This window comes from Veillonella sp. 3627 (assembly GCF_003992195.1).
GTDB lineage: Bacteria > Bacillota > Negativicutes > Veillonellales > Veillonellaceae > F0422.
Genome location: NZ_RQVG01000004.1, coordinates 83,936 through 101,945 on the forward strand (window position 1 = coordinate 83,936; position 18,010 = coordinate 101,945).

Sequence of the window (18,010 nt, forward strand, 5' to 3'; positions counted from 1 at the left end):
CCCCTTTCACATAGATGATTCCCTATTACGTTGACGTACATACATACTATACTCAACATATTGCATAGGAACAAACACACAGATTCCGCCTAGTACACCTTTCATGGAAATAGAAGGGATCTGCGTGCTTATGCCTACTAACAATACGATTAAGCTAAACCGACTCATAACACCAATCCAAACTCGACGTTTCACATCGTCTAAGGTGGCGTCTTTCATCTTGTAGGTTTGAAAGGCTAAATACAAGAAATATACAACATATGTCATCATGCCCCATAGCCAACCCGTGATGTGCTGAGTCCAGTCCAGTATCCATAACACGACTACACCTAGTATAGCCACTGACAGTATCCATCGGCAATGACTTTTGATATAGGTTATATATTCTTTCATACAGTCTCCTTACATACACTGACGTATGACACCGTAGAGGCCTAGAAATCCACCGATTAATCCACCTAGGAGCACGCCCCAAGGGTGCGTTCCCACATAGTGATCAATGGCATAACCAAGCCCCATACAGATACCGATAGAACAAAGTATGGTAAATCCCGTAGTTGATGCTTTGGAGATAGCCATCCATAGATCTGATTTTTCTTTCCCCATAGACATACCTCCTATACCTCTAACATCGTAGATTATACCACCAATGAGAACAATTTTAACAATATATAAATTTTATATCTATCAAAACTTTTCAGACGATTTGATTCAAAACTGTGCACATTCCTGAATTACACAGTCAATGAAAGTAGATATCAACTTAATTATAACTAGAATGCATACATCGACTATTATTTTCCAAAGGAAGATGGTTTTTCTTGATGCTCAAAAAATTCATGCCGTAAGGCTTGTACAATTCGTTCTGATGCTAATCCATCCCCATAAGGGTTCACTGCATTTGACATAGCAGTATACATTTCTGCATTCGTAATTAACTCTTTAGCTGTGGAGTATACAGTTGCTTTATCAGTGCCCACTAATTTTACTGTACCTGCTTGGACTGCTTCAGGTCGCTCTGTCGTATCACGAAGAACTAGTACAGGTTTACCCAAAGATGGCGCTTCCTCTTGAATACCACCAGAGTCTGTCATAATAAGATAGGTCCGATCCATTAAGTTTGCAAATGGTTCATATTCTAATGGCTCAATCAAATGTACACGTGGCATATCACCTAGTACCTCTTGTACAATACTGCGTACCTTTGGATTTCGGTGCATAGGGAATATAACTTCAACCTCTTCATGTTCTCCAATAATATCACGAATTGCCTCATACACATTGCGCATTGGATCGCCTAAATTCTCACGACGATGAGTGGTCACCAAAATAACCTTTTGGTTCACGTAATCAATTTTGTTCAGCAACTCTTCAGTAAATGTGTAGTCTTCCTTTACTGTAGTTTGCAGCGCATCGATAACCGTATTCCCTGTTACATACAAGTGATCTGGATTTATATTTTCTTTCAATAAATTCGCTTCCGATGTAGTGGTGGGTGCAAAATGGTACGTCCCAATGGCCCCCGTCAACTTGCGATTCATCTCCTCAGGGAAGGGAGAGTAAATATTACCCGTCCGAAGACCTGCCTCCACATGTCCAACAGGAATCCCTTCATAAAATGCCGCTAGCGCCCCCACAAAAGTAGTGGTCGTATCGCCATGAACAAGTACCACATCAGGTTTTGCTTCTTTCAATACCTCTTGCAGTCCCATTAAGGCACGACAAGTTACATCATACAAGGTCTGCCCTTGACTCATAATATTTAAATCATAATTAGGTGTTATGGAAAACAAATGCAACACCTGATCTAACATTTCTCTATGCTGTGCCGTTACTGTAACGATGGACTCCATATCAGGCGCTGCTTCCAAAGCCTTAACAACTGGTGCCATCTTTATTGCCTCAGGACGTGTCCCAAATATGGTCATGACTTTTAACATAGTACCTCCCACATATTTCGTTTACTTCCTTTACCATGAAAGCCGTCATATACAAACTTTCCTAAATCACTTTATTAAGCTTTTTCAATTATCTCTATTGTATCATGTACAAGCCTTCCATACTAGTAGAAACTGTAAAGAAGTACATCAAAATAAAACGTCACAACCCTCCCCTCACAGAGTGAGCAAACACTAGACAAAACGCCATAAGTGTAAGCAACATGGCGTAATATGCCTAATTCTGCAAACGACAGAAAGCGTGGCACCTCCTCCCCTACAAAGTGAGCAAGTACTAGGCAAAACGCCTTCAACCGCAAAGTAGATTATCTAAGGCATATGGCATTTCATTACTTGCCTTAAGAAAATGCAAAAAGACCGCGGTATGTTCCTGAACAAACATTATGAAATACCGTTTGTGAAGGAATATGCCGCGGTCTTAATTTATGAAGTAATAAAAAACGCCATATGCCCCTCAGAAAATCTTCTGAGGGACTCCTGGCGTTTTGCATAGCTATTTACGAACGTCGTTGTCTTTGGATATAATCCCAATTTTTGTTGCTGTCCACACGCATGCACAAAGTATAACAAGCACTAGCAAGACTCCTATGACAAAGTTTGCTTTTGCCGCCACGATAGACACACAGCCTAAAAGTGCGGTGATGGCATACATGAGCAACACAGCTTGTTTTTGTGTGAGCCCCATCGCCAGTAGACGATGATGCAAATGTCCTTTATCTGGTTGGAATACAGGGCGTCCATTAATACGTCGACGTACAATGGCAAATAAAGTATCTAAAATTGGTAATCCTAACACAATCACAGGTACCACCAATGCCACAGTCGCTGCCGTTTTTACACTACCCATGACAGAGATAGCTGCCATGGTATAACCCAATAGCATACTGCCTGTATCACCCATAAATATTTTGGCAGGATTAAAGTTGTAGCGCAAGAATCCGCAAGCCGCCCCAGCTAATGCCAAAGTAATGCAAGCCAATTCGATTTGCCCCATTTGCAAAGTCACGATACAAATCGTAATACACGCAATGAGAGAAATCCCTGCTGCCAATCCATCTAATCCATCAATGAGATTCACAATATTCGTAAACCCTACAATCCAAAATACCGTTAACGGTATAGCAAAATATTCTAAATACAATAGATGGTCACCAATGCTAATAAAATGCACCGCATTGCCAAACAGTGGCAACATAAGAGCCGCCAAAATTTGTCCCATCAATTTTGTTTTGGGACCAATTTGCTTAATATCGTCCCAAATCCCTACTGCTACTAGGATAATTGAACCTACAATCAATCCTTTGATAGAAGACACATCTTTCACACTATACAGCAAAGATACCATATAGCCAATATAGATGGCCAATCCACCTAATCGTGGAATTGACACTTGATGCACCTTACGTGCATCTGGTTTATCAATAGCACCTACCTTAACAGCAAATTGTTTCACCAAAGGCGTGCAAATATACGTTACTACGAGAGCAATGACAAAGGCCCATAAATATACTGTCATTCCACCACCTCCATACGTGGTATTTCATGATTATAACAAGTGATTGTCAATAGTCTGTTATTCGAATACTTAGTTCATTGTATATAGACCATATTTATTAATTATATCAGTTAAACACAGGACATACAAGAACAGACTCAGTAAGTACATGGACTCCCTTCTCTTCATGGACTTGTTAAAGACGGTTACCAACTAAACAGATTTTGTTACTAACCCTTCAATAATGCGTTTACCATCTTCCATCAGCTGCGCCAGACCTTCTTCGCCTAAATAGGACTCTGCATACATTTTATATAAGTTTTCTGTACCTGATGGTCGTGCTACAAACCAACCTGTATCTGTCACAATTTTAACACCATCGATAGGTTGTTCTTCAAACAAAGAGGTCGTACGAATATCTAGAATCGGACTGCCTCCTAATTTTGTCATAGTCACATCACTAGGTTTCATACCTTTTAAAGCACTTTTAATTTCCGCTGTGCAAGGCATATCCACACGTTGGAACACCGGTGTTCCCCATTGTTCCGTCATATCTACATAGTGTTGTGCCGGAGTTTTCCCTGTAGTGGCTACCATTTCCACCGCTAAAAGTCCTAAAATGATGCCATCTTTATCAGTAGTCCATACGGTTCCATCCTGTTGCAAGAAGGACGCTCCTGCACTCTCCTCTGCCCCTAGGCCAATGCGTCCATCAAATAATAATGGAGCAAAATATTTAAAACCTACTGGCACTTCATAGACTGGATGATTGGAATCTTTGCAATAGGCATCCATCAAGCTTGTCACAACAGCTGTTTTTCCAACACCTTTTCCTTCCCAAGGGCGAGTTTCATTCAAATACTTAGCAGCTACTACTAAATATTGATTGGGTGCTAACAAACCTTCTTCTGTGACTATGCCATGACGATCATAGTCTGGGTCATTGCCAATAGCTAGTTCATGATCACCCAGATTTTTAGCCACTTCTGCCATAGCATATGGGGAAGAGCAATCCATACGAATAGCACCATCATGGTCATAGGACATAAAACTAAATGTTGGATCATAGTCACTATTAATAATGGTAAAATTTAGATTATACTCCTCAGCAATGGCATGCCAATAGGCTCCTCCACTGCCACCTAACGCATTAATTAACACCTTTGGATTGGCTTCTTGAATTGCTTTCATATTGATAATCTGAGGCAATTCTTTTACATAGGCCATTTTAAAATCATATGGTTCTAAATATTGTCCCGCTTCGTCTATAGAAATCGCAGCAGGTGCTACTGCTTTCTCTTCTTCATGATGACAGCAACCACAATGAGCACTTTCATGAGCCCCCACTAGATGATGAAAGGAAAATCGTTGAATGCTATCTAACCCTTTTTGCAAATATTCATTAGCTAAGGCTTCAATCCGCTTTGTCACTGCTGTATCTGCAGGGCCCCCATGAGGTGGATTGTATTTAATACCACCATGTTCTGGCGGATTATGAGAAGGCGTAATAATAATACCATCTGCTACATTCTCCGCCGTTGTGTCTGCATTGTGTCGCAAAATAGCCCGAGACACACTTGGAGTAGGCACAAATTCACGATGTGCATCCACACGTGTTTTCACACGATTTCCCAACAAAACTTCAATGGCTACTTGCAAAGCTGGTTGTGATAAGGCATGTGTATCTTGTCCAATATAGCAAGGTCCTGTAGCACCAAATTCTTGACGCACATCACAAATTGCTTGTACAATGGCTGCCACATGGAGTTCATTAAAGGTCCCTTTGGATGCAATCCCTCGATGTCCAGACGTACCAAAGCTTACTCGTTCTTCTAAAGTCTCATGATTAGGAACAATGCGAAAAAAGTCTTTCACAACTGTATCTACATGAATCAAATCTTCTTTTTTTACAGGTTGTCCTGCCAATGGATGTACCATATTAGTGTTCCTCCTTATGCTCTTGGGAAGGGATTTCATTTCTTGCCTTTTGTACTTCATGAATCATTTGCTCTGCTTCAGCCGCTTTCACTGGATCACAGGTTTGCAATACCCGTTCTACAGCACCATTCGTAGACCTTGCCGAGAAACCTGTGCCGATAACCTCTGCTGCATCCGTGATAACCATAAATGCTGTTGGATCTTCCGCTTCTACGGCAGCTTTCAATCTAGCCACTTGCAATAAACTAACTACTACCATAATAACCTGTTTAGGCTGATGTGTATAGGCACCTTCTCCATTCAGAATCGTAGCACCACGACCGATTTTATCAATGATTAAATTACAAATCGTCACCGGTTTATAGGAAATGATAAACATTGCCTTGCGTTGGTTAAAACCAGTAATTACCTTATTGGTTACCATCGCTGCTAAATAGGTACTAATCAAAGTGGTAGCCGCTGCCTCAATATTGATAACAATAGCACCAACGATGAGAATCATCATATTAATACCAAATAAGATACTGCCTATTTGTAATCCAAAACGATTCCGAATAATCATAGCAATGGGATCCATACCACCCGTATTACCGCCACCACGGTAGACGATACCAAGACCCAATCCAGAGAATAGACCCCCTAAGATACCTCCAATAATTGGATTCTTTGTTAATTCCAAGGCTTCTAATGGAGACAATAGGTTGATCAAAATAGACATGATGATAGTGCCTAAGATGGTAATCCCTAGGTGCCAACGTCCTAACCATCTCCATGCCGCGTACAGCACTGGTATATTCAAAAGAAAGTTAATAGAACCTAAACTTAATATACCTTGTGTCACATAATAAATAATCAAGCTTAGACCACTAATTCCACCACTTAAAAGTTTATGCGGTACAATAAATCCTTGTACCCCTACTGCAAACACCGTCGATCCAATAATAATATGTATTATGGCTTTCACCGTACTTAAATATTTTGGTTTACTTAACATAATTTCACCTATTCTATCACTACTTCCATCATCTGACCATAAGCAAAAAGCTGCCACATTAAGAGTCAATCATAATGTAACAGCTTTTTAGTACTTATTAAACCGCTTATGGTATAATACAATATACTATTCTGCTAGGGCAATCACTTCTACTTCTACTAAGAAGTTAGCTGGTAATGTTTTGACTGCCACACAACTACGAGCTGGTTTAGATGTAAAATACTCCGCATAAATAGCATTAAATTTGGCAAAGTCACCCATATCTGCTAAAAAGCATGTTGTTTTTACAACTTTAGAAAAATCAGTGCCTGCTTCTTTTAAGATAGCTTCGATGTTTTTCATCGCTTGCAATGTTTGTGCTTCCACGCCACCTTCTACTAAAGCGCCTTGTGCTGGATCAATACCACCTTGACCAGAAATGAACACAAAACCATTTGCTTTGTAAGCTTGAGAATATGGTCCTAATGCTGCTGGTGCTTGCTCTGTATACACTTGTTTCATAGTTGTCCCCTTTCATTACCATAAGACATTTATAATATATCACTAGTATAGCATGTAATGGTATCGAAGTGTAGCTATTTTTCATACTTCTATTGTACTTTATTTGCATACCTCTATAAGGAGTAACTATATGTCTATTATTTATACTACTTATGAAAGCCCTTTGGGCACTCTTACACTATATGCCACAGCCTCTGCCTTAGTAGGGCTCACATTTCCAACTCAATCTGTAAATTTTCAAGAACCAGTGGTCATAGACAAGACTATTTCTTCCCCCATTTTGCAACAAACTATCCAATGGCTAGATCAATACTTCGTCGGACAAGTCCCAACGATGATGATTCCTTTAGCACCTCAAGGCACAACGTTCCAACAAAAAGTATGGTCTCAGTTACAACATATTCCCTACGGCACATCCCTTACCTACGGAGAGCTAAGCCAACGTGTATTTAACTCCCCTATTCCTAAAGGAGCCCAAGCCATAGGATCTGCCGTTGGTGCTAACCCTATTTCTCTCATCATCCCTTGTCATCGTGTGTTAGGCAAAGGAAACGCCCTCACTGGTTACACAGGAGGGCTATCCATTAAGCGAGCCTTGTTATCCATCGAGAGTATCGATTTTGTGGACAAGTAGGCTTACTTGATATGTTGTAACATTTGCAAGAAATATGGTTTAAAGAATGTTCCTTCCACTTCACTAGTTCCCATTACAATCGTTGTAAAATAGTTTGGTGTTCCCACTAATGCTATCCGCAAATAGGCAGGCGATTGAACCCCTTTTATATCATAGGTTATAGTTCCTGCCGTTGTCATCGTACCATATTTACTATCTGTTAAGGTATGTAATGGTTCCACATTTCGTAATCGTATCTTTGCTGGAATTGTATCACGAGAATAATCAATGTCTTTATCTTCTCCAATATTAACCTTAAAGTACTTTAATAAGGCATTCATGTCATTCGCATACGTATTCATTTCCGCCGGTGAAAGTCCCTCTTTTCCATATGATTCTGGTGCCATCACCCATTCTTTAGGTAGAGGAAATACAAGAACCCAAGCTGTATTTAACCCATACTGATCCGTACCTTGCAGTTCATAGACATCCACATAATGTCCTAGATTAAGTCCTTCTTTCATGCTCTTCAGTCCTGCATAGTCCTTTACTTTAGTAACGGTAGTACCCACTGTACCTAGTTTAGCATACATATATCCTTTTCCTACCTCTGCTAACTTTGAAGAAGACAATTGCTTAACGGTAATCTCTGGTCCTATGGTTTGACGCAAATCAACTAATGGATTCTGATCTAGCATCGCCACGAACTCTGCCGCTTTTTCTTCACCTGTTTTTTTCTTTTCTTGTTTTTTCTTTTTCTCCATAGCTAAGTACTCACCCAAAGGAATTCCTACTTCCTCATCTGACATTAGGTCACTAGTACCTGCTATCTCATCGGAGATCGACGCACTACTACCTGCTATACCATATGGCATTGATGCACTACTACCTACCACCTCATAGGTAGTATCATGTACTTGTGCTGACACTTGTCCATAGCCCATCATAAGGCTGGTCACTATGACAGCCAGTCCCATTTGCTTCCATAATTTCATCTACTTATTCTCCCTTCACACCTAACAGACTCTTGATAACAGGTTGCCAATAGGATCTCGATGTATCAGCCGTCGTTATTAGAGTGATAGATACCCCATCTTGACCATACCGTCCTATAAAACTAATATACGCAGGTAACACAAATCCATCCACATCCAATTGCACTCTACCATGCGTATACAATCCTGTATCGCCTTGTAGGCGTACAGGTTTCATCATCTCTCCATCAAGAAATCTTACGTTCACAAGTGGTAATACGGCTTTCACAATCTCAGTACTACTGAACTCTGGATTAGTACTTGTAACAAAGGGAACTAATGCTGCGCCATTCTTTTCTATACGTTTTCCACCCATAAGATCCACATTGTAGAGTCCAATATTTTGTACTTCTTTCACTGTTTTGTTATATAATTTTTCTCCTACAGATTGTGGCACTATCGTCATTCCTTTATATCGTATCTTCCACACCTCAGTCGCTTCCTCACCTGTCATATGAAGGTGTACCAACTCTGCTGTATGTAATCCCCGTTCATCACGTCCTTGCAACTGATACCGTTGCCCCCGTTGCACCACATCTTTGACAATTTTATCTAGCAACTTAGCCTCTGTTTCATCTATATGCCAATGATTAGAACCTACCTTACGAACCGTATCTTCTTTTTTTAAACCACCATCAATGAGATCATCATGGTTAACTACCGAAACATAGCTAGGTAACTCTACACTACCTTGTCCATCTAGTATAATCGATGCTGCATATCCTGAAAGCATCGTCCCGACTAATGCCACACTAGCCATCACACATTTCCAATTCATAATAACTCCTTCCTAACTAGGCTCCCCTACTTTTTCCAACAATAATTTAGATTTTAATTGATGTAATTCTTCGCTGATGTTAACTTTCACCTCTGGTGCTCTACGAAGTCGTAAAAATTCTGGCCATAGTAATTGAATTTGCTCTTCTCCGTAGGCTTTCACCTGTGCCAAGGAAGGTACATTGTACACCAATTCTCCATCTACAAAAATAGGCACTAATAGTTCTTGTATTTTAAAGCTATTTGCCTTTAATACAGTTTGTTTCCATGGATGCAATGGATTTTTAAACACATAATCCTGTGTGGTGTCTACTGTTTCGTGGTCTAAGCAAATTAAATCGCCGATGAGTTTGTTATTTCGTGTATTGATGAGGCGTAATACCTTTTTCTTACCAGGATTTGTCACTTTCTCAATATTGTCAGAAAATTTCATAGCTGGCATAAAGGTGTCCCCTTCCCATTGACCGGCTAGTTTATACACCCCACCTAAGGCTGGTGTTTCATCGGCAGTAATCAATTTAGTGCCTACACCCCACGCTGTAATGGCGGCCCCTTGTTGTTTCAAGTCTGCAATTTTGTATTCATCTAGATCATTGGTGGCAAAAATTAATGCCTCCTTAAATCCTGCCTCATCTAGCATCTTACGAGCCTCGATGGATAAATATGCCAAATCTCCACTATCCAAACGAATACCATAAATGGACGGCATCGTGCCTCCTCGACGTTCACGAATCTCTTGGAATACTTGGATGGCCGCTGGCACACCTTTATGTAGCGTATTATAGGTATCCACTAAAAATACCAAATTATTTTCGTATTGGTCTGCATACGCACGAAACGCATCAACTTCAGTAGGAAAACTCATGACCCAACTGTGTGCCATAGTCCCTACAGGTCGCATACCATACAAAGCAGCACTGTACACATCACTAGTGCTATCAAAGCCTCCTATGAAAGCCGCTCTAGCCCCTTGTACAGCTGCGCTCACCCCTTGGGCTCTACGCATGCCAAATTCTGCTACCCCATCCTTGCCAATGACAGATCGAATACGACGGGCTTTTGTAGCAATCAAGGATTCATGATTTAAAAACATAGATAACGCTGTTTCTAATAAAATAGCCTCATCCTTGGCGGTCTCTACTCGAAGTAACACTTCCCCCGGAAATACCACAGACCCTTCTGGCGCCGCATAGATGGTGCCAGTAAAGCGGAATGTTGTTAAATAATCCAAAAATTCCTCTGTAAACACACCCGTTTGTCGTAAATAGATAATATCATCCTCAGAGAAACGCAAGCCTTTCACATACTCGATAACTTGTTCTAATCCTGCTACCACCGTGTAAGCACCTTGAAATGGATTCATCCGGTAAAAGCGATCGAACACACAACGAGTACGATGTTTGTTTTGCGTAAATAAACCTTGCATCATGGTAAATTGATACATATCTGTTAATAGAGCATGTGTAATCATAAACAACTCCTATATCTACTCACAACTAGTGTTATCTCTTGCATCACCAGAGCATTACGAGTTAACCACTTATATACTTATAGTGTTTCTATTATTTTTTATTATACCTTATATTTCAAATTATACACTATATTTTTTATTTATCAACATAGGTGCTTTATCATTTCCTCCTTATGGCAACGAGGTCTTCGCATATTGGTTTGTAACTATACTTGTGGTATGATAATTATAGTATTTACAGCGAGTACATCTTGCTAACATGAGTATACATTAGCTGTTAAAGATCCATATATCATTTTGAAAGAAAGGACACTCTATGAATCTTTCACAATTCTTTGCATTAATACGTCCGCGCACCTTGACTGCAGCTTTCAGTCCTGTTGTACTAGGCGCTGCTATGGGGGCTACACAATTTGCACCTACCCAACCGATTGGATTATCTATCATATATACCCTAGGTATTCTAATCTGTGTGTTAAGTGCGCAAATCGCAGCCAATATTTGGAATGAATATTTCGATTTTAAATCTGGCCTTGACCTCACACAAGCGGCTGGAAATAGTGGTTCTATCGTCCGCGATGGTATCTCTCCAGCGATTATCAAACGTTGGGGATATATGACGACTATACTTCCACTCATCTTAGGAATTGCCCTCGCTAAGGCTGTCACATGGTGGTATATTCCTGTAGGCATGCTTTGCATACTGACTAGCATCTTATACTCTGGTGGACCTAAACCCATTTCTCGTACCCCTTTTGGTGAACTCGCCTCTGGTCTTGCCATGGGTTTTGCCATCGTGGGCATTACCCTCTTTGCTTGGACTCACACCTTGCACTGGACCTATCTAATTCCTGCCGTACCGTCCACCATCTTAATCGGTGCTATTATGATGACTAACAATTTACGTGACTTTACAAACGATGCGAACCACGGTCGTCGTACCTTAGTCATTCTTCTTGGCCGTGAAAGAGGCCTCCAACTGTTACAAGGGCTCTTCCTCATTAGCTCTCTATGGATACTAATATGGACTATCTTAGGAGTTATCCCATGGCCTTCCTTAGTAGCTTTACTTTCCTTACTGCCTGCTATGAAAGTCATCCATATCTTCAACACCTATGCAGATCCAATACGATTAAACGAGGCTATGAAGTTTACTTCTATATCTTGTACACTGTATCACTTCTTGTGGGCTATAGGACTCCTATGTAATACAATCATATAAAACTAGCATTCTTTATGAGGGGAGTCTTTATTACTTTCACAGTATTAGCCATCTAATTCATAGTCAATAACTATAACGCCTTAGATATATAACATATTTTACTTATAACAAAACTCTTGTTATACTAAGCAAGTAGAAATTCACTATGTAAGTACACAAAGAAAAGGAGATAAAATATGAAGAAATTATTTAGTTTAGCCGCTACGGCTGTATTAGGCGCTGCCTTATTGTTAGGTGGCTGTGGTTCCACTGGCACTAGCTCCACTGGTTCCGATGCAGGTAAAACATTGAAAATTGGTGCTTCCCCAGTACCTCACGCTGAAATCCTAGAGCAAGTAAAACCAATCCTTGCTAAAGAAGGCATTAAATTAGAAATCATCGAGTTCAGCGACTATGTACAACCAAATGTATCCTTGAATGACAAAGAAATTGATGCGAACTTCTTCGCTCACATTCCTTACCAAGAAAACTTCAACAAAGAAAAAGGTACTCACATTGCAACAGCAGGTGCCGTACACATCGAGCCAATGGGCATTTACTCTAAAAAAGTAAAAGATTTGAAAGAAGTACAAGATGGCGCTCAAGTAGCTATCCCATCTGATGCAACAAATGGTGGTCGTGCATTACTATTGCTTTCCAAAGCTGGTTTAATCACTTTGAACGATCCTAACAGCATTTCTGCTACAGTACAAGATATCAAAGATAACCCTAAAAACTTAAAATTCGTTGAATTAGAGGCGGCTCAATTACCTCGTACATTAGATGATTCCACAATTTCTGTAATCAACACAAACTTTGCATTAGGTGCTAACTTGAACCCAACAAAAGATGCATTGTTCTTAGAATCTAAAGATTCCCCATATGTAAACATCGTATCCGTTCGTGAAGGTGATGAAAAACGTGAAGATATTCAAAAATTGATCAAAGCTTTACAAAGCCCTGAAATCAAAAAATTCATCGAAGACAAATACAAAGGTGCTATTCTTCCAGCATTCTAATGGAATCGCTTAGAATAGACTCCTCCAAATAAAAAAACACTAACAACTATCATACATACTTAACTATACAACAATAGAGGCAAGTTGATTCGCTCAACTTGCCTCTGTTGTTTTTGCATATACCCTTGTTCTTCTATACAAGCTCACAAACCATCATACTCATTTCTAGCATACAAAAAAGGGTCCCGAAGGACCCCTTTTATTATTTACGAACCATAGCTCGTAATTCTTGCATTTCCTGTTGCAATGTCACAATATCTTGACGTAAGTTATCATTTTCCGCTGTCAGAACTGTAAGTTCACGACCATAGGCTTCTTTCATAGCTACCATTTCATCATGCAATACTAGCACAGAAGAAATTGGGCCATTACGATAACGTTCTGGTATAGCTTTTTTCTCTGGACTATTACCAAATTTAAAAGTTGCACCACCATTAACCATAGTGCCACCACGTACCATAGATACACCAGCATGGAACATAGTAGATTCTTTAGTATAATGAGCCACCCCTAATGCTACGGCATTCACATTTTTATAATGTCCAACGCCAGCCATAATTTGTGTTGGTTCTAATGGATCATATTGAATTGGTTTTAATGCAGATAATGCAGCGCCTAGGGCATCACCTCTACGGCTTTCCTTACGTAATTCTTGTAAATCACTACCAAGTTCACCAATTTGGCGCTCTAATTTTTCATAGTTATGATTATCTCCTTTAGAACCGCCTTCTAAAGATTTACGGAAATCATCTTCTGTTTTATTTTCATTACCTTTGATTTCTTTCCAGTATTCATAAGCGGATTTGCCTTTAGCGCCATCTTTACCGGCTTTCCCAGCATCACCTTTGTCGCCTTTAGGGCCTACTACGCCAGTTTCACCTTTATCGCCTTTAGGTCCTACTGCACCTGTTGCGCCGGCTTCACCTTTTTCACCTTTAGGACCTACTGCACCATCTTTACCTTTTTCACCTGTAATAGCCTTGATAAAGTCGTCTTTTGTCTTGCTTTCGTTACCTGGTAATCCTTTCCACACTTCGAAAGCAGACTTTCCGTCAGCTCCATCTTTACCAGCTGTACCAGCATCACCTTTAGGTCCTGCTACACCAGCTGCTCCAGCGTCACCTTTTTCGCCTTTCTCACCTTGTGGGCCTGCTGCACCATCTGCACCTTTGGCTCCTGTAATTGCCTTTATGAAGTCATCTTCTGTCTTGCTTCCATTACCTGGTAGGTCTTTCCATACTTCGAAAGCAGATTTACCTTTAGGCCCTACTTCACCTTGTATCCCTTGATCGCCTTTAGGACCTACTGCACCTGTATCACCCTTATCACCTTTAGGACCCTGAATACCTTGTGGGCCTTGTGGACCTACTCCACCAGTACCACCACCAGTACCACCTGGTCCTTGTGGTCCCTGTGGCCCTTGTGGCCCTTGTGGGCCTACTGCACCGGCTTCACCTTGCGGACCAGTAATAGCTCTGATAAAGTCATCTTTTGTCTTGCTTCCATTACCTGGCATTTCTTTCCATACTTCAAAAGCAGATTTTCCGTCAGCCCCAGTATCACCTTTGGCTCCAGTTTCACCTTTTTCGCCTTGAATGCCTTGGTCACCTTTAGCACCTGGATCGCCTTTATCACCTTTGTCACCTTTAAAGTCTGGGTCACCTTTTAGTTGATCTTTATCTAAGCTAAACGTATATGTTTTACCATATTCCCCACCGTCATTCGTAGTAATCGAGATACCTTTACCTGGTTTTAATACTTCTTTCAAGGAATCTACAGTCAATACAGGACTTGTAGTAGAGGAAGAACCATCTTTACCACCTGTAGTTAACGTTAAATGTCCTCTATCATTACTACCTAAGGAAATATTCATCAAAGGATTATCAAAATGTACTCCAGTAAAAGTTGGCGTTTTCAACATACCAATACGCAAGATAGAGTCTGTTGGATCTTTATAAGTAATTAGATTATCAGAGCTATATAACGTTGGCGCCGCATACTCGCTTTTACCATCTGGAGCTTTGGCACCAGCTTGTGGAGCAACTCCATACACAGTATTTGCCTTGCCTTGGATCTTAATCTCTTTATCACCTGGTGTGTACACACGTGTATCAGGTGTTGTAGTAGCTACAGTTCCATCTGCATTGAATGGCACATCATTACCTGCCAAAATTGTATTACGTTTTTCTAAGGCTTTTAATTGTGCTACATTGACAGCATCAGTATCTTCTCCACCAGCTGCTACATTAATAATTTGGCGAGTTTTATGAGAATTAGAACGGCTATCACCTACAGATACTGCTGATTCAGTCGCTTTCCATATGCTTCTTTCTGAACTTGCCACTGCTGCCTCTGCTGCAGCATCCGCAAAATGAGGGCCATGTAAAGATGGATCATAACCTCGATTAGACATGGAATTTACAGCCCGTTCTGCATAGGAACCTGTACCTAAGGCAACACCATTTCTAACTACTGTTTTAGAGTCCATCCCAATACTGATTCCAGCGTATGCTTGGTTGCCACTTTCTCCGACTTTACTATTATGACCAATAGCAATAGCACCATTTCCATAGGTCTTTGTATTGCCACCTACTGCAATGGCTGCAAAGTCATTTGCATAAGCACTATACCCCATACTGACAGACTGACTTCCCTCTGCATGCGCGGAATCACCTATCGCTGTTGCACCTACTCCAATCGCAGTTGTTGTACGACCTACCGCGACTGTATTGTCTGCACTTGCCTTGGATGAAGCACCGATAGCCAAGGAGGAGTTTGCAGCCAATGCACGAGTACCCACCGCTGTACTATGTTCTCCTGCTGTTCTTGTGCCTTCACCAATATTGACACTATAGATACCAGTTTCACTAATTCCTTTACCAATAGCTACTGTATTTTCAGACTTATCGCCAATTTGTACATTACGTCCAATCGCAATGGCATTCTCACTCTTAGAATACGCCCTTGGACCAATGGCAATAGCCCCCTCTTTGGTAGCTCCATTATTTTTCTCATTGCTATCTACCCCAAGGTCTCGACTTTTTATAGAAATGTAACGTGGCTTTTCACGTTCTACACGATTGCGAAGTACTTTTAATTGTCCCACTGTGGCAGCATCGGTATCTTCAAAGCCTGCTGCTACATTAGTAATTTGACGAGTATGTTGTCCATCAGCTTTAGTACCACCTACAGATACAGCTCCATCAGTAGCATTCCAAGCGCTACTAATAGCCGCATTGCCAGCTTCATTGGCTTTTTCTATAGCATCTGCATAGGCCTTTTCTGCAACTACCAAATCTTGATCTGCTTTTTTCTTTTGGGCCTCCGCAGCTGCTATTGCAGCATCTGCATCACTCTCTTTTTTTTCTTTTTTACTCTTAGCTCGTTCAACATCTTCTTCTGCTTGTAGCACTTTATAATTCGCTTGACGAATCTTTTCATATAAAGCTTCTAGCGCTGGATTATCTGCTCCCGCTTCGCCTACTTTATAATGTGTGTTACTCATTGGATTATAACCAATGTAATCATTACTTTTGCCAACACGATCTGCAATAGAACCACTGCCTAGTGCTACGCCACTTACTGCACTAGTAGTTGCCTCATATCCTATGGCTAATCCATCCACTGCATTCACATTAGAACTAGCACCTACAGCAATGGCATTCGCACCATCGACCTGACCACCAGTTACTGTATACTCTGTACTAGCTGCATAGCCTGCTATATGGCCTCCCAAGATTAATACACTTGCTGCATATACTGCGGCATTATGTTTTCTCATACTACACCCCTTATAGTTTGATAAAATCCTTAATTCATGCTAACAAATCGCTATGAATTAAGTTGAAACATTTCTTATTAATATTGATTATATACCACTTTTGTATACTATTCAAATCGAATTTTTTAAACATTATCGATGACTTTTGACATATAAAAAGCCTCTGACTTTTACAAATATGCAAAAGCCAGAGGCTAATACCTTACTGCTCTAGATTATTTACGAGCCATAGATTTACGTACGTCGAAAGCAACCGCTACGACAATAATCAAACCTTTAATAATCAACTGCCAGTATGGTCCCATTCCAACGAATGTTAAACCATAGTTAATAACTGTAAAGATCAACACACCAGCGATGATACCAGGTACAGTACCGATACCACCAGTGATGGATACACCACCTACAACAGATGCTGCGATAGCATCTAACTCGTACATGTTGCCATAGTTATTAGTAGCACCACCAGTACGAGCTGCTTCCAAGATACCACCTACGCCATACAAAGCGCCAGCGATAACGTAGATAATCACTAGTGTTACTGCTACGTTGATGCCAGATACGACAGCTGCTTGTGGATTACCACCAATAGCAAACATGTTTTTACCAAGAATTGTTTTGTTATATACCACATACATGATTAAAGAAATCACAGCAGCGATAATAACAATGTATGGAATCGTCATAAATCCAAGGTCTAAAGAGCCTGTACCAATTTGTGTAAACTCTGGACGTAAACCACCAATCGGTTGGGAATTATTCGGCTCCATATCAAAATATAAGGAACAAATACCGTAAGTAATAACCATAGTACCTAGTGTGGAAATAAATGGTACGATTTTTAAATACGCTACGATCACACCAGAAACTAAACCGATGATAGCACCCACCACGATAGCAATCACGATTGGTAGAATCAAAGGCAATTCTGGTAAGTGTTCAAAGAACGGACGTGGATAATCTGGCAACTGAGTTAAGGACGCAGATACCACTGCCGTCAAACCAACCACACGACCTGCAGATAAGTCACACCCTGCGGTAATCAAGATCATAGCAGAACCTAATGCAATGATAATACGTGGGGAAGACTGAATTAAAATATCACGAAAACTTGTGACGGATAAAAAGTTCGGGCTATACATAGAAATAGCCGCTACTAGTACTACTAGTACCAAATAGATAATATTCTGGGAAAGAAACTTTCCTAATTTACCTTGGCTCATACGAT

At 40.5% G+C, this 18,010-nt stretch carries 15 protein-coding genes; 3 read left to right on the forward strand and 12 right to left on the reverse strand.

The features are described 5' to 3' along the window. Positions 1-6: 6 nt before the first annotated feature. From EO114_RS03315 to EO114_RS03345, 7 genes are all read right to left on the reverse strand, one after another. Positions 7-393, reverse strand: a complete 387-nt coding sequence (locus EO114_RS03315; protein WP_127010979.1) for an ATP synthase subunit I — start codon at positions 391-393, stop codon at positions 7-9. Positions 394-402: 9 nt separating this feature from the next. After that, the gene (locus tag EO114_RS03320) at positions 403-606 is read right to left on the reverse strand and encodes an AtpZ/AtpI family protein (RefSeq protein WP_164723754.1); all 204 of its coding nucleotides are present in this window, start codon (positions 604-606) and stop codon (positions 403-405) included. 188 nt (positions 607-794) lie between these two features. Further along, positions 795-1,940, reverse strand: a complete 1,146-nt coding sequence (wecB, locus tag EO114_RS03325; RefSeq protein ID WP_009353373.1) for a non-hydrolyzing UDP-N-acetylglucosamine 2-epimerase — start codon at positions 1,938-1,940, stop codon at positions 795-797. A gap of 511 nt (positions 1,941-2,451) precedes the next feature. Next, on the reverse strand, positions 2,452-3,474 hold the full coding sequence (locus EO114_RS03330) for a glycosyltransferase family 4 protein (RefSeq protein ID WP_127061521.1): 1,023 nt from the start codon (positions 3,472-3,474) through the stop codon (positions 2,452-2,454). 192 nt (positions 3,475-3,666) lie between these two features. Continuing rightward, positions 3,667-5,391: a phosphoglucomutase gene (locus EO114_RS03335; RefSeq protein WP_164723755.1), complete on the reverse strand. Its 1,725-nt coding sequence runs from the start codon at positions 5,389-5,391 to the stop codon at positions 3,667-3,669. A gap of 1 nt (position 5,392) precedes the next feature. Next, positions 5,393-6,385 (reverse strand): YitT family protein, encoded by a 993-nt coding sequence (locus tag EO114_RS03340; protein ID WP_127061523.1) that lies wholly within the window; start codon positions 6,383-6,385, stop codon positions 5,393-5,395. A 126-nt stretch (positions 6,386-6,511) separates the two neighbouring features. Continuing rightward, on the reverse strand, positions 6,512-6,886 hold the full coding sequence (locus EO114_RS03345; RefSeq protein WP_009353332.1) for a RidA family protein: 375 nt from the start codon (positions 6,884-6,886) through the stop codon (positions 6,512-6,514). 130 nt (positions 6,887-7,016) lie between these two features. Between EO114_RS03345 and EO114_RS03350 the strand changes: the two genes are divergently transcribed. After that, positions 7,017-7,520, forward strand: coding sequence for a methylated-DNA--[protein]-cysteine S-methyltransferase (locus EO114_RS03350; protein ID WP_127061525.1), 504 nt, complete (start codon positions 7,017-7,019; stop codon positions 7,518-7,520). A 2-nt stretch (positions 7,521-7,522) separates the two neighbouring features. Here EO114_RS03350 and EO114_RS03355 read toward each other — a convergent pair whose 3' ends face one another. From EO114_RS03355 to EO114_RS03365, 3 genes are read right to left on the reverse strand one after another with little or no spacing between them, the layout of a single operon-like run. Next, positions 7,523-8,494 (reverse strand): hypothetical protein, encoded by a 972-nt coding sequence (locus tag EO114_RS03355; RefSeq protein ID WP_127061528.1) that lies wholly within the window; start codon positions 8,492-8,494, stop codon positions 7,523-7,525. Between the two features lie 4 nt (positions 8,495-8,498). After that, entirely contained in the window at positions 8,499-9,311 is an 813-nt protein-coding gene (locus EO114_RS03360) for a hypothetical protein (protein WP_127061530.1), read from the reverse strand. 12 nt (positions 9,312-9,323) lie between these two features. After that, on the reverse strand, positions 9,324-10,781 hold the full coding sequence (locus EO114_RS03365) for a nicotinate phosphoribosyltransferase (RefSeq protein WP_127061532.1): 1,458 nt from the start codon (positions 10,779-10,781) through the stop codon (positions 9,324-9,326). Between the two features lie 316 nt (positions 10,782-11,097). On the opposite strand from EO114_RS03365, the gene menA reads away from it, so the two are divergent. Both menA and EO114_RS03375 read left to right on the forward strand, forming a co-directional pair. Then, on the forward strand, positions 11,098-12,003 hold the full coding sequence (gene menA, locus EO114_RS03370; RefSeq protein WP_127061534.1) for a 1,4-dihydroxy-2-naphthoate octaprenyltransferase: 906 nt from the start codon (positions 11,098-11,100) through the stop codon (positions 12,001-12,003). A gap of 176 nt (positions 12,004-12,179) precedes the next feature. Then, positions 12,180-13,001 (forward strand): MetQ/NlpA family ABC transporter substrate-binding protein, encoded by an 822-nt coding sequence (locus tag EO114_RS03375; RefSeq protein ID WP_009353368.1) that lies wholly within the window; start codon positions 12,180-12,182, stop codon positions 12,999-13,001. A 202-nt stretch (positions 13,002-13,203) separates the two neighbouring features. On the opposite strand, the gene EO114_RS03380 is transcribed toward EO114_RS03375, so the two are convergent. Both EO114_RS03380 and mglC read right to left on the reverse strand, forming a co-directional pair. Continuing rightward, positions 13,204-16,782: a YadA-like family protein gene (locus tag EO114_RS03380; protein WP_127061537.1), complete on the reverse strand. Its 3,579-nt coding sequence runs from the start codon at positions 16,780-16,782 to the stop codon at positions 13,204-13,206. A gap of 215 nt (positions 16,783-16,997) precedes the next feature. After that, entirely contained in the window at positions 16,998-18,005 is a 1,008-nt protein-coding gene (mglC, locus tag EO114_RS03385) for a galactose/methyl galactoside ABC transporter permease MglC (RefSeq protein ID WP_009353422.1), read from the reverse strand. Between the last annotated feature and the right edge of the window lie 5 nt (positions 18,006-18,010).